Consider the following 15662-nt stretch of genomic DNA (forward strand, 5'->3'; position numbering starts at 1 on the left):
GTTTGAAAGATCAGTTTCAATGATTTGTTCAGGAAGGTTCAGATCGGACTTAATAAAACTCGGTTCAAGTAGATTATCAACTGACATACAAAACCTGGATGGATGAGTATTTACTATTTGCAAAAATTACTGACGCTCACTACACTTTCTATGCACTTGATTTTTTAAAGCACTTCAGGAAACACTTGCGACTTGTAAATATTTCCCAGGACGCTCGATATCGGGGATATACCAGGCGGGGTTTCCTTGGGGATCTCGTCCTAATTTGGCATCAGGTTGCGGAGGACGATTACGTAAACTGTTATTGGTAATTTCGCGGTTTGTTACTTCTATGGGCGGTGCAGACAAGAAGCCAGCAGACTGCATTTCGGCAATACTTTCTTTAAAGGCTGCCATTACGAAAGCGAGATCGGCTTCGGAATGGGCTGTCGTCAAGAAGCAAGGACGGTGATCCCAAGTATGCACTCCCTTATCCCGCATCAAGTAAAACAGTAAATCTCCGTAGGGAAACTCTGGTAAAGACTTCACCATAAACAGTGAACCGAAATTATAAGCTGTGAACGGTGCTTGAACTTGCTGGAAATAACCCATGAGTTCCGCTACAAACTTATCGGTTCTTGCATTAAGATTTTGCTGCAAGCTGGGGCCACTCTTCTGCAAATGCTGAAGTACTGCTTTCGCGGCTGCTAATGCTAAAGGATGGCGGACGAAGGTGCCGGCGAAGTAAGTCACGCCTACTTCTGGAACGGAGTCATCACCAAACTGCCAAAACCCACCATCTAAAGCATCCATATATTGCGATTTGCCAGCAATAACTCCAATCGGTAGTCCACCGCCCACAATCTTGCCGTAGGTTGCTATGTCTGCCTTGATACCAAAATGCGCCTGAGCACCACCTGGATGAATTCTGAATCCGGTAACGATTTCATCGAAAATTAGGGCAATACCAGCTTCTGTCGTGAAATCACGCAATTGCTGGAGGAATTCTTTGGGCTGGTATTCAGGGCGACGGCTTTGCACAGATTCCACCATCACTGCTGCTAACTCATCAGCCCGACTTCTGAGGATTTCTAGAGACTCAGGCGAATCGTAGTCTACTACCAAAATGTTCTCTACCATTTCGGGTGGGATACCAGGAGCAGCAGGAATTGACCGGAGTTTTTTTGTACCCCGAACAATTACTTCATCCAAAATACCGTGATAAGCTCCAGAAAAAATGGCAATTAAGTTACGCCCTGTGATGGTGCGTGCCATCCGCATCGCTCCCAGCACTGCTTCTGAACCTGTGTTGCAAAAGGCTGCTCGGTCAAAGTTGGTCAACTCACACATTAGCTTTGCCACTTCTCCAACTAAGGGAGTTTGCGGCCCAATTTCCATACCGAGTTTGAGTTGTGCTTCAATTGCTTCGGTAATGAAAGGTGGCGACCAACCAAACAAATTCAAGCCAAAGCCATTGCTTAAATCGACATATTCATTGCCATCAACATCCCAAAGTTTAGAACCTGATGAACGAGACACCACGATGGGATAAACCATCTCTTTCATTGTCGGGTTAAACCCAGAAACAGTTCTTGGGTCTGCCAAGTAAGGGCGATGAGTTTGAGTATATTCTTTGGATTTTTGAGTCCGTTTTGTATATCTTTGGATAATTTTGTCTAGATGAGTGCGTTGTTGGGCTGTCAGAGTTTTAGTCTGGGTCTTTTCAATTCGAGCAGCCGCACCAAATGCCTTTTTAGCACCATTTGACTCGTTATCTACTGATGCTTGTGATTCTTTGCTGGTTTGGGTTGGGGGCATAGATACAGCGTTTTGTGGCTTGACACCATTATTTTGAGATGTCGCCGCAGGTACAACTGGGACTGTTAGAGATTGGCTGTTATTACCCAATAGCGCCAATTGCTGGCTCATGATTTGTAGCTGCTGATTAATCACACTTTCTAGGACGCTACTAGATGCAGCAGGTTGCGGGGAAATTTGAGGTGCAGATCCATTTGTATGAACTTCATGCACTACCAAAGTGGGTGATGTGGTTGCAGGTGCTGGTAATGGTGCTTGTGGAATGGGGTCTGCAACGGTTTCTGTTAATCCTAATGCGGATAAAGTTTCGGGAGACAAGGCTGAATTGATAAAGTCAGCCAGTGTTCCTAAATTGGGGTAAATTTCTAGTAACTGCCTAAGTGTTACCTTGACTTTAAATTTTTTCTTCAAAGCTAATCCGATTTGCGTTAGAGATAAGGAATCTAATCCCATTTCTAAAAATGTTGTCGAGTCGTCAATACTAGCAATTTCCAATCCTGATGTTTCTTCAATAATTTCTTTGAGCAGGGGAATAAACTTTTGCTGAGGGGATGTTGTCATAGTTTGGGTCTTTTCTAATAATTGGGGATTTAAAAGTTTGGGAGTTGCTGCACGATTGGGATGAGGTGGAGGATCAATCCAGAAGCGTTGGCGTTCAAAGGGATAGGTAGGCAGAGGAATTCGTTGTCGCGTTTCACTTTGATATAAGTTGCTCCAGTCAATAGATACTCCTGCTAACCACAGTTGTCCTATTGCCTTGAGTAATGCCGTCCATTCGGCTTCGTTCTCAGCGTTATCACTCAGAGAAGGAATCGCAATCTGTTGTTTAATATCTTTTGCTTGTTGGCGGGCTAAGGTCGTAGTTGTGATTCGCGGCCCTACCTCTAACAGTAGGCGTTCTGGCTGCTGCCATAGGGTTTGTACGCCCTCTGCAAATCGCACAGTCTGACGTAGATGTGTAGCCCAATACATCGGATCGGTTGCTTGCTGGGCTGTAATCCAGTCAGCGGTAACTGTGGAAACAAAGGGAATTTGGGGTGGCGATAATTTAACCTTTCCAACTACCTCAGCAAAGGGGGCTATGATGCTATCCATCATCGGGGAGTGGAAAGCGTGGGAGGTGTGTAAATGGCGACAGATAACTTCTTCGCTTTCAAGTTGTTTTTGCAGAACTGCGATCGCCTCTGTGGGGCCAGAAACTACACACAAGGAAGGGCCATTAATTGCGGCGATCGCTAGTTCTGCACTCAATCGCGGCTCTACCTTTTTGGCTGGTAGGCGCACTGAGAGCATAGCCCCTGCGTGTAACTCCCACATTAAGCGACCGCGAGTTGCAACCAACATCAGCGCATCTTCTAAGGTGAATACACCCGCTATACAGGCGGCGACAAATTCACCAATACTGTGGCCAATCATGGCTTGGGGTTTGACTCCCCAACTTTGCCACAGCTGCGCTAAAGCGTATTCAATAACGAATAATGCTGGTTGGGTAAAGCAGGTTTGCCGCAGGGAGATAGCCGCAGTTTCGCGATCGCTCAGTGCGGGATACATGATTTCTCGTAAATCCCTGCCCAGTAAAGGCTTAAGCATTTCAGCACATTCATCTACTGCTTCCTGAAACACAGGTTCGCGGTTGTAGAGATTCAGTCCCATGTTCACATATTGCGATCCTTGTCCGGGGAACATGAAGACAACGGCTGGATTGCGGATTTCTGTATGACGGGTATTTACTTGATTTGGATCTAAAGATTGTAGTGCTGCGATCGCATCTGTGATATCGTGACAAACTATACTGCGTCGGTAGTTAAAAGCTTTGCGCCCGCGCTGTAAAGTATAAGCTACATCAGCTAAGTTAATTTCGGCATTGTACTGTAAATGCTGCTGTAAATTAGCTGTTGCAGCCTCTAAAGCTTGACTAGTTTTTGCCGAGAGCAACAATAGCTGCTGTGGGCGAGAAGATCCTGAACTTTGGATTTGTGGCGCTTCTTCTAGCACAATATGAGCATTAGTACCGCCGACACCAAAAGAACTTACACCAGCTCGTCGCAAAGTTTTACCCTCCGACCATTCAGCTAGTTTGGTATTTACATAGAAGGGGCTATTGGCAAAGTCAATCTTGGGGTTGGGAGCCTCAAAATTTAAACTAGGTGGAATCTTTTTATAATGCAGAGCAAGAGCAGTTTTTATTAACCCTGCTACTCCAGCCGCCGCAACTAAATGTCCGACATTGCTTTTAAGAGAGCCGATCGCACAAAATTGTTTAGCATCTGTATGCACCCGGAATGCTTGCGTCAGCGCTTCAATTTCAATCGGGTCGCCTAAAGGTGTAGCTGTGCCGTGAGCTTCAATATAAGAGATGGTTTCTGGGTGAAAGTTAGCATAAGCTTGTGCCATTGCAACGGCCTCTGCTTGTCCGTCTACACTGGGAGCGGTAAAGCTTACCTTATCAGCGCCGTCATTATTGATACCAGAACCTCGAATTACAGCATAGATGCGATCGCCATCATTGAGTGCATCTTCTAAACGCTTGAGGACAACCACTCCTGCGCCATTGTTGAACATTGTGCCCTGAGCGTTGGCATCAAAGGGATGACAATGCCCATCTCCAGAGAGCATACTGCCTTCTTGCGCCACATAACCGCTGTTTTGGGGTGTAGTCATAGATACACCACCAGACAAAGCTAAATCGCACTGATAGCTGGTTAAGGCTTGGCAAGCCTGAATGACTGCTACCAAAGAAGTGGAACAGGCTGTATTGACGCTGACGGCTGGGCCTTTGAGGTTGAGTTTGTAAGCTGCACGGGTGGTTAAAAAGTCTTTTTCATTGGCTAACATTGTCTGGAACTCACCGATGCGATCAACAATTTCCATACGTCCAGAAATGTGGTTAGCAAAATAAGTATTTTGACCACAACCAGCGTACAAACCAATCAAACCCTCAAAAGACTCTGATTCATAACCAGCATTTTCCAGGGCTTCATAAACCAACTCTAGGAAAACTCTAGCCTGTGGGTCCATAACTACAGCTTCTAGCGGATTAATGCCAAAGAAGGCAGCATCAAAGGTTTCGCCCCCAGGAATGATTCCTCTAGCTTTTACATAGCTAGGATCTTTGCAAAGGTTCGGATCAATACTAGGATCTAGTTCTTCATCTTGAAAGAAAGTCGTTGATTCTAATCCCTCACAGAGATTGCGCCAAAATTCATCGACATTTCTAGCGCCAGGAAATCTTCCTACCATGCCAATAATGGCAACACCATCAATAGGATCTTGGTTATCGGATGCTTGGATATTTACCATTGCTTAAACACTTTGTTGATGATTACGGCGACGAGTCCGAGCTGCTTGTTGGCGTTGGGCGCGATTTTGCAGCTTGTCAGAAGACGGTTGGCTGTTCTGGTTTGAATGCAAATACTTTGCTAAAGAGCCAATTGTTGAATACTGAAATAGCTTCACAGCAGGTAGCTCAATACCAAGTTCCTGTTTTACTCGCGCAGCAACTTGGAGAATTGAGATTGAAGTTGCTCCCAAATCAAAGAAATTATCATCAATCCCAACGCGATCGATTTTGAGCAGTTCGGATAAAATCCCTACAAGCAGACGTTCTAAATCTGTTTGTGGAGCAAGGTAGGCTTGTTCCAGTTGCGGACGTTCTCTACTTGGTGCTGGCAATTTATGTCTATCTACTTTGCCATTTGCAGTCAAAGGCAGTGACTCTAACACCAGAAATGTTGATGGCATCATGTAATTAGGTAGTCGCTGTTGTAAGAAACTACGTAATTTATTGTGCGTATATCCACTGTTATAGTGAGGAACAATATAAGCTGTCAACTGCTTTTCACCTGCTTCATCCTGACGAGCTAAAACGACAATTTCCCGAACGTCAGGATGTTGTGCGATTTCCCGCTCAATTTCCCCTAGCTCAATTCTGAAACCGCGAATTTTTACCTGATTGTCAATCCGACCTAAAAACTCAATATTTCCATCTGGAAGATAACGAGCTAAATCTCCCGTTTTGTAAAGTCGCGTTGTTAAATTGTTATCAAATGAGTGACAAATGAATTTTTCGGCAGTTAGGTCAGGGCGGTTTAAATAGCCTCTAGCTAATCCATCACCACCAATGTACAATTCACCAGCTTCTCCAATTGATACTGGTTGGAGGTTGTTATTTAATATATAAACTTGGGTGTTAGCAATTGGACGACCAATAGGAATAGAAACATCTGGTTGTAGTGGTGCTGTTATAGGATGGCAGCAGGTAAAAGTTGTATTCTCAGTTGGGCCATAGCCATTAATTAGCTGACAGTTCTCTACTGTTTGGAGAAATTTCTGTACATGGGAAACAGATAAGACATCACCACCTGCTAAAAGTTGACGTAAGGATTTTAAAGCATCAATTTTTTCATCCACTATCAGGTGGAATAAACCGGCTGTCAGCCAAAGAGTAGTAACTTGGTATTGCTGAATAATCTGCCCTAATTCTTCTAAAGACGGTGTATTAGGAGGGTAAATTACTAGCCGCCCACCATTAAGTAAACAACCCCAAATTTCAAAAGTGGAAGCATCGAAGGAAATAGGAGCAAGTTGCAGAATTACTTCTTCAGGCGTGAGTTGAGCATAATTAGTTTCTTTAACTAACCTAACTACACCACGATGGATAACGCTAACACCTTTGGGTGTACCTGTAGAACCTGATGTATACATGACATAAGCCAAGTTATCAGCAGTGACATTAGTGCTTAGGTTATCTTTTTTATTTTGGGTGATTGTATTCCAATCTACGTCTAGGCAAATTACAAATGCTGTGTGAGTAGGTAATTTGGCAACTAGTTCTTTTTGAGTTAATAATACAGATACCTGGGTATCTGACAGCATGAAAGCTAAACGTTCTTGTGGATACCCTGGATCTAATGGTACATAAGCTCCACCTGCTTTAAGAATAGCTAAAAGTGCTACAACCATTTCTAAGGAGCGCTCTATGCAGATTCCTACAAGAATTTCTGTTCCTACCCCTAGTGATTGTAGATATTTTGCTAGTTGATTAGCACGACTATTCAAATCTCTATAGGTGAGATGCTGATTATTAAAAATTAGTGCTACAGCATCAGGTGTTTTCTCTACTTGTGCTTCAAACAACTGATGAATACACGCTTGTTGAGGATAATCAGTTTGAGTATGATTCCACTCTATTAGTAGTTTTTTTTCGGATTCTTTCAAAATAGGTAATGTTAAATTATCTCGTTCTAAGTTGTTTTCTGATAATGAAGTTTGACTATTAGTCACCAGTAATTCATTTTTATTTTGAGCCAATGAATTAGTTATTAGTTTCATCTTGAAATTAAAGCAGAAATACTTGTATAAATGAGTAACAAGGAATTGAGTGTATTTAAATTTAAGAGGATATTGTTATTTTCCGCATTTAGAGAAACAGACAAAATAAAAACTAGCAAAGCGTTTTTATATGTTTGAATAGTAGTGTTTTCACTTAAATATTATGGTTATATTGTTAGCTTTGAAATTATATTAAAAGACTAATTTCACAACAAATTATGCCGCAATCCGACAATATTTGTGTGAAAGGGCACTGACTCAAGATTTAGTTCTCTTATTTTGACCTATTTCCTCAAAATCGTAGTTAGTTTCAATACATCTTCATTGAAAATTAAAACTTTAGAGATGTTTGCAATGGGAATATTAACTGTACGTAGACTTATTTTCAGATAACAAGAATAATTAATACCTTGAGGAACAAAAAATACAGCGATTTTAGCAACTAATAAGTAATGTAACGCCTTCGAGGTAGGTTGACTCCAGCGAAACGAGAATAGGGTGGGCATTGTAATGCCCACCCCACAATAACGAACTATTTGCTGTAGTCTACGTAATTGAAAACCGCTGTTTCAACTGATAGTTATTTCTGCCACGCTGCACTAGGCGAACAGACTAAGCCACTACACTAGCAGAGAAAACGAAGTCATTTGCAGTCAGGTTAGTTGAGGTAATTTGTAGTAATGAAGCCAACTCTGTATTTCCGGTTTTTATGATAGTGTCAGCACCCTGTTGCAATAGGGTTAGGGCACTAAACTGAGTGACGCCAATCCCGCCCAGCCCGATTTTATCAATACCGATCGCAAAGTCAGTCACGATATTTTTGCTAGTTGGCAGACTGGTGTTAGAAATCCAGAACTGGTCAGCGCCAGCACCACCACTCAAGCGATCGCCACCCTGTTGACCAGCGAATAAGACATCATCACCATCACCGCCAAAGAGCGAATCATTGACACTGGAGAAGAGTTTGTCATCCCCAGAGCCACCGTAGAGACGGTTATTGCTACCGTTACTGGTAAGGGTGTCATTACCTGAGCCACCGAAGGATAATTGACGAGTACCTTCAACTACTGTCAAAGTATCATTACCTGCTGCCCCAAACAAATTGTTACTACCATTGGCTTCGACTACGGTAACTTGGTCATCACCATTGCCACCATCGGCACTAGTGTTACTAGCAGGGCTATTTGCGCCAATCAAGATTTGATCGTTACCATCCCCAGTGGACACAGAGGAGTTACTACCAACTACCACCCTGTCATCACCCTTCCCAGTCAGAATTTTGTTACCTTTATTACCTTCTACAAAGTCTGCTCCGTCACCTGTAAATAAGGTTTGATTTGGCTTGAGGGTGACATCATCACTATTGGTAGAACCAAATTGAAGGTCTAGTGTTGTTAGTCCAACAGTGCCACCATCAAACCCTGCGGCTGTAAAGTACTGAGTATTGCCTACACTTTGAGAATCCAGAATTGTTGCTTGACCGTTAGTAGTTTTTTCTGAAGTCAAAACTTCTTTCGTGGAGGGAACTGCATCCGGGCCCCCCACCAATGCTTCTGTAATGGCACGACCTTTCAAATCGCCATTACTGGGAATGTTTAACCCCAGAATACGAGCAAGTGTAGGCGTTACATCAGCATTACTGACGGGCGCATAGTCCACATAGCCTTGTTTAAAGTCAGGGCCAATAGCTTCGATGTTATTGAAGGTATCACCTCGACCAAAACTGCCATGCATCCCCTGCCCTTGCTGCAATGTTGTATCAGCAATTTCTACTTGAGCTTGAGGGTTGTTTAGGTTATTTGGGTCGGTACTAAAGGTTTTAAAGTTGATAACTATAGATGGAACTGGTGTTTTAGCATCACCTTTTAGTCCGATCGCACTTAGTGGTAAAGCACCTGGAATGGTTCCATAGGCATCGTCTACAAAAATACCACTGATGTAGTCTTTTTGCGAAAGCAAATCCACGACCTGTTTGGCTAAGTCAGCATTGCCATTAGGCAGATAAATCAGGTCAGATCCACCATTGGCAGCTACAACTATCTTTGTACCTGGGTCAAGTTGGCCATTAATTACCTGACCTGTACCACCAATTACACCATTCCCAGAAATAGGACGTTGACCTTGTGTAGCATCAGCAGTCGCATACTGGATGTGGTCGAGGTTTGGGGGAAGGGTTTTAGGATTAGGATCGTATAGGGGTAGACCGAGATCGTGAGCTAAATCAATCGCAACAAAGCCTACTGGTAGAAATCCCGGATTTACGCCCTCGTATGTTTGGGTGGCAGCATAACTTGTAGTTTTTGTGCCTTGGCTATCAATAACTTGTTTGCTGATGGTAGAAAAACCGTGGTCGGAAGTAACAAAGACATCAGTAGTCTTGTCCAAGCCTGTACTTTTGAGATAGTCAAGAAGCTGCTTTAAATTATCATCAGCATTTTTGACTCCAGCTTTTGAAGTAGGGCCATTGATACCTGGTGTCAAGGTGTTTAAACTATCACCCTGATTGTGTTGAGTACCATCGGGATCTCTTGACCAGTACACCAATGCAAATGGTTTACCATCTTCTTGAAACTTGGGTAAAATTACTTTGGTAGTGGCATCTGCAAAGTATTGTTGTTGAGCAACATTGGCATTCAGGGTGCCAGGAGTTGTATTGGTACCAGCTGGCTGGACTCGCGGTGTTGGTTTTACATCTAAACCAGCGGCTTGTAAGCGATTGACAATATCTGGACCGAGTGGAACACCAGAAGGTGAACCTGCGGCTGTAGTCGGCGGTGTTGCACCATTTGTAGTGTCATCAATAATAATTGTATCGAGAGTAGGAATAGTACCTGTAGTACCACCTTCTCGATTAACTTGTGTAACATCTTGGATGGCAACAGGCCCTAATTTACCAACTGCTGCTGTGTTGAAACCCTGCGATCGCGCATAAGCTAGAAGTGACTCTTCATCTAAAAAATTGTTACCGGGAAACTTTTCATCGATATCTCCCAGAACCGAATCATTTTCGATGAATGGCGTGACACTACCATTGGCATTAGGACTAGGAAAACCAGTGTAGATAGTGTTACTAAAGTCACCTGTATCACCAAGATAATGCCCCGTGGCGATCGCAGCAGCATTCGGGGTGGTAAATGTCGGAAACAGCGAATGACTATTGGCAAAACTAACTCCCTGCTGACGGATGCTATATAAAGTTGGGGTGTCAGTGGCGTTTACCGAACCGTTACGCAATCCATCTGCAACAAAAATAATGACATTTCTACCGTTGCTATTTGTATCAGTCATGCCGACTACTCCTTAAGTATTATGAGCTACGAGCGATGCCTACGGCTGGCTACGCCTACGCAGCAATTGTGTGTCTATAAGCTGAGCGATTAATTACACTCAACCCAAGCAAAAAATTCTTGGCTACAGAAACCTAAGTAGTATTTGGCGACAAAATGCTTAGTTTCTACACAAATTAGTAGAGATAATTAAATGAACTTAAATCTGGTTACTGTTTCAAAAGATAGTTGTTCAATGTTTAAGGAAAGTTATAAACAAGTTAAGATTTGGGACAAAAAGCAGAAAGATTTTTAAAGACAAAATTACTATAGAAGATATAAAAAGCGAGGGAATATAATTCCCCCGCATTAGCAAAATCGCTACAGCTTAACTAATGAATGAATGTTGAATCTAAGCTGTAATTATCTTTCGGCTAAACGACACTAGCAGAAAAAACGAAATCATTTGCTGTGAGGCGAGTTGATGTAATTCCAGCTAATGAAGCCAACTCTGTATTTCCGGTTTTCACTAAGGTATCACTACCCTGTTGCGATAGTGTTAAAGCACTAAACTGAGTAACACCAATACCGCCCAGCCCGATTTTATCAATGCCGATTGTAAAATCAGTAATAATGTTCTTGCTAGTTGGCAGACTGGCGTTAGCAATCCAGAATTGGTCAGCACCAGTACCACCACTCAAGCGTTCGCCACCCTGTTGACCAGCAAATAGCACGTCATCACCATCGCCACCAAACAGGGAATCATTCACACTAGAGAAGAGTTTGTCATCCCCAGAACCACCGTAGAGACGGTTATTACTACCTCGACTCTTGAGGGTGTCGTTACCTGAGCCACCGAAGGACAGTTGACGAGTTCCTTCAACTACTGTCAAAGTATCATTACCTGCTGCCCCAAACAAATTATTACCACCATTGGCTTCAATTACGCTAACTTCGTCATCACCAGCACCACCATCAGCATTAGTGTTGTTAGCAGGGCTATTTGCGCCAATTAAGATTTGATCGTTACCGTCTCCTGTGGACACTGAGGAATTACCGCCGACTACCACGGTGTCATCACCGCTTCCAGTCACGATTGTGTTACCTTTAATACCCGCGACAAAGTCTGCTCCGTCACCTGTGAATAAGGTTTGCTCGGGCTGAACGGTAATATCATCGCTGCTAGTGGAGCCAAACTTAATTTCTTCAGCTTTTGGCTGACCTAAACCAGCACCAAGGTTAAGGGGCTTCTCCAGTTTCAGTAGTAGAATTTCATTGTTGTCTATGACTGGATTTTGAAGATCATTCCCAGGACGGCCTGTAGAGAAAGGATAATTGTTGTCATTAGCTACCAAAATGGTATTTTTGTCAACAACTAAAACATTTTCAATGGTTTGGAATGGGAAGTCGAAGGCGGCCTTACCGTCCCCATTCAGGTCGTTGGGGTCTTGAATATTTAACAAGTCTGCAACTTCTTCTTTAGCTACATAGCCATTAGAATCTGTCTTAGACAAGTCTATTTTGTAGATCCTCTTAAATTTAGCCGCAACCCCTTGATTGTTATCCCGTTCAATGACTAGGTACTCATTGTCATTAATGACTGCTAAATCCCCAATGGAATTTGACGGATTATCCAATCTGTAGTAAAGCTTTTTATCAGTGTACTCGTGGTTGGCTAAATCAAATTCGTTAATCCGCAAAGCACCAGGAGTATCGCCTTGAACCGTACCTTCTAATAGGAAATAAAGCTTAGTTTTGCTGGCGTTAATTGCTCCACCTTCAAAACCTTTGGAGCCACCTAAGTTAGCAAAAGCATCACCTGAAAGTACATCTGGGTTTTGTGGCGATCGCACTACATTATATTGAGGATTGTCTCTGAGTTGATCCCGTACTTTATCGCCAATATCTGGAAAGTCTGTAAATAGCGCATCTACACCTAATTGATAGAACTGCTGAATTTCTAGCTCTAGCTTGCCTTTATAATCTGCCGCTAAGTATTGATCTTCCGCTCGGAAGGTGTAAGGATGAACCTGCAACCCTGCGTTGTGAGCATCTTGAATTAATGTAGAGGGAGGTAACGTTGTTTTATCAGCATCATTGACTGCTCCATCCCCGTTGACATCATCGGCTTTGCCATCACCATTAGCATCAGTACCTTTGACACTAACAATCATCCGTTTCCAAGGCCCAATGCCATCAGCATAAGTGGCAACTTCAGCCAAGCCTTCTGGAGTTCGCAAGTCGCCATAGGTACGAGTGTCACCACTAACTTTTAAGTCATAAGGCTGACTTTCTATGATCTTACCGTTGATATCAATATCACTTGCATCTAGCAATTGAACTAGGGGAATATCGACTCCTGCCGCAGGCATAATGCTATCATGCAGTTCTTTGAGGTTACTCACTTCAAAGGACTGGATGAAGATACGATTGGGGTCAGTGAAGTTATTTGCCTTCAGCGTATCAATTAGTAACTGACTGATGTTTCTGTTAATTTTGTCCGTGGTGCCTACATAGGTGGCTTCATCGGCCAAATAGGTCGGATGCTTAGTTTCAGGATAAATGCCAATCTTTTTACCTGTCTCGGCTTCTACTTGCTTAACCAAATTGATGATTTCCGTAAAGGTAGGAATTTCAAATTGATCGTCAAAGGAATGATCCCGGAAAGGTAGACGTTCTTCTGCTCGTAAAGTCTTGATTTCAGCTAAAGTGAAGTCTTCAGCAAACCAACCTGTAAGTGTGTTTCCATCTAAACTTACCGTTTTTTTGCGATCGGCAAACTCTGGATGTTTGTAAACATCTGTGGTTGTATTGTTGAAATTGACAGTACCATCAGTATTCAAAACTGCTAAAGCTGGCTCATGGCGGGCAATTAGCACACCATCTTTTGTGACAACCAAATCAGGCTCAATGAAGTCAGCGCCTCGCGCAATTGCTTGTTTATAAGACTCCAAGGTATGTTCTGGACGATAGCCGCTTGCACCTCTGTGACCAATAACTTTAGGTGCTTCTCCATCTAATGTTTTGAATTGGTCGGGTGTAGCAATGGGAGCCTCTAATAACTTACCAGTGGCATCAAAATGTAGCAGGTAAGGGCCAAACTCGTCTCCAACCCAAATTGTCCCGTCTTTATCAAAGACGAATGACTCTACATCAAAGTCTGAGCCAGTTAGTAATCTTTGAGTAGTTCCCTCATTCACAATTTCAAAAGGAACTTTATTGTTAGGGTCAGACAGTTGGATATAGTCTAAAACCTTAACGCTGCCGTCTCCATTCTCTGTTCCCTTAAAATTCGGGTCTAGACGATTGATCCGCAGTAGGAAATCTGCACTATTGTCTTTGCTACCGTAACCATTGTCTGAGAGGAAGTAGAAAGAGTTGCTGTTAGCAAATTGAACACCGCTAAAGCCTTGAATTGGCTGTCCTGGGAAAGGCCCGGTTCTGCCATTGGCTGAAATCCCCTGACCAGAAGTTGATCCATTACTAAAGGTATCAGCAGGCAAAGAGGCAAAGCCTACTAACTCAACTTTTGGCACTATTGAGGCAAACATCGTTTGGTAGATGTGGGTTTGATCGTTTAAACCCGCAATTCCTGGAATATCAGAACCGTAGGCGTTATAACCTTTACCTACCAAGCTATTTAATACTTCAGAACCAGCACCTTGGTAGTAAACAGGTACCGGACGGTTAGTGTGAGTTCCCCAACCATACTTGACAGTGGGATCTGACCCCCAGTAGTGTCCAACTTCTGCTGGGGTATCCAAATTGGTTAACGCTTCAGCACCTTGATTTTGTACTAAAGTCGGAAAATCACCGTTGAGAGTCAAGTAGTGATCGTGATCGGCGGTCACGATTAATAGGTTTTCATCCCAACCACCATTGTTGTCGATCCAGTCAATCGTAGATCCAACTGCCTTATCGAAGTCCAACGTGGTGCCGATCAGGTTGTCCATGTTGTTATCATGGGCAGACCAATCAATATCGCCACCTTCAACCATTAACCAGAAACCATCGGGGTCTTTACCCAACACATTTAATGCAGCACTTGTCAAGTCTTTGAGGGTTGGGTTTTCGTTAACCTCTTTGGCAATGAAAGATGCATCCGTCTCTCCAGGAAGCAGTGGACGTGTGGTGTCTACTTTGGCGTTATCACCTTGGTTAGTGAAAACGCTGAACATATCTAAACCAGTAGTGCTGTAGTCGCCGTTGGCAGAACTTACAGGCAAGTTACCATTTTGACCACGCGCACCGTACAGCCCGAAAAGGCGATCGCCTTTTTCTGGATTGATTGTCGCCGCAGTTTCAGCTAGTTTCTGTGCGGCATTTTCACCCCGCTCCAAAAAGGTGTAATTGTAGAGGTTGTTTGTTGGTTTAGTACTAAGTTCTGTGTAGGTAGATTGACTAATATATTCATTGCTCGTATTCGGCTCAACCCCTGCTGGTAGTAAGTCTCCAGGAGCTGAAAGTGGGTGTCCACCACCAAGTAATACCGTCGGTTGATAGACACGGAGTTGCTGTTGCAGGATGTTGTCTAATGCCGGATAGTCAGCATCATACTTGCTACGACGGTTAACGTTGGCAGCAGCAGCAGCAGGTGTCGCGTGGTCAATGGGAACTGAAGTTACCAAACCAGTAGATTTACCAACTTCGTTTGCAGTTTTGAGAATTGTTTCTAGAGGATTCTCAAAAATATCAACGCCAACAGCGTTGTTGTAGCTCTTGACGCCAGTGTACAGAGTTGTAGCGGTGTTTGCAGAGTCAGGATAGCTGTACTTAATATATTCAGGATCGTTACCAGGAGTCCAAGGATTAATACCACCTCTGGTAGGGTTATAACCTACTAGATTTCCAACAGCACCATCACTGACTTTTGCGCCACCTGTGGGGGTATTACCTGGGTTAAAAGTTGGATCAAAGGTGAAACCAGGGCGAACTGGGCTTTCTCCTGTGATCGGATTAGTACCGTCAAGAGCGGAATTACCATTACCAAAAACTCCATTACTATCAGCGATCGTTGTCCCATAAGTGGTTGCCAAACCGTAGCCTTGAAGTGTTTGAAAGTTAAGTCCTTGACCCTTACCTTGTGTATAAAAATCACTCAGATTAGCACCTGTCTTACCATTTTGAATCTCTTTGTAGATGGACGCAGCACGAGCCATTTCCCAGCCCATACCATCCCCAATCATAATGATGACGTTCTTAGCCATGAAAGAGAATCTCCCTGTGTTTAATTGTTGAGATGGTCTTCGCTCTAGTGGAATCAAAAAA

The 15662-nt window shown here is 43.3% G+C and carries 4 protein-coding genes; all 4 read right to left on the bottom strand.

Annotation, left to right across the window (positions count from 1 at the left end):
- Positions 1–174 precede the first annotated feature (174 nt).
- Entirely contained in the window at positions 175–5097 is a 4923-nt protein-coding gene (locus HWQ40_RS00740; RefSeq protein ID WP_292774333.1) for a type I polyketide synthase, read from the bottom strand.
- 3 nt (positions 5098–5100) lie between these two features.
- Positions 5101–7128: a non-ribosomal peptide synthetase gene (locus tag HWQ40_RS00745; RefSeq protein ID WP_292774335.1), complete on the bottom strand. Its 2028-nt coding sequence runs from the start codon at positions 7126–7128 to the stop codon at positions 5101–5103.
- Positions 7129–7740: 612 nt separating this feature from the next.
- Positions 7741–10416: an alkaline phosphatase family protein gene (locus HWQ40_RS00750; RefSeq protein ID WP_292774337.1), complete on the bottom strand. Its 2676-nt coding sequence runs from the start codon at positions 10414–10416 to the stop codon at positions 7741–7743.
- Between the two features lie 412 nt (positions 10417–10828).
- A complete protein-coding gene (locus tag HWQ40_RS00755; RefSeq protein ID WP_292774339.1) occupies positions 10829–15601 on the bottom strand; it encodes an esterase-like activity of phytase family protein in 4773 nt (1590 codons plus the stop codon).
- Between the last annotated feature and the right edge of the window lie 61 nt (positions 15602–15662).

The sequence above is a fragment of the Nostoc sp. NMS9 genome (assembly GCF_017114995.1).
Lineage (GTDB): Bacteria > Cyanobacteriota > Cyanobacteriia > Cyanobacteriales > Nostocaceae > Nostoc.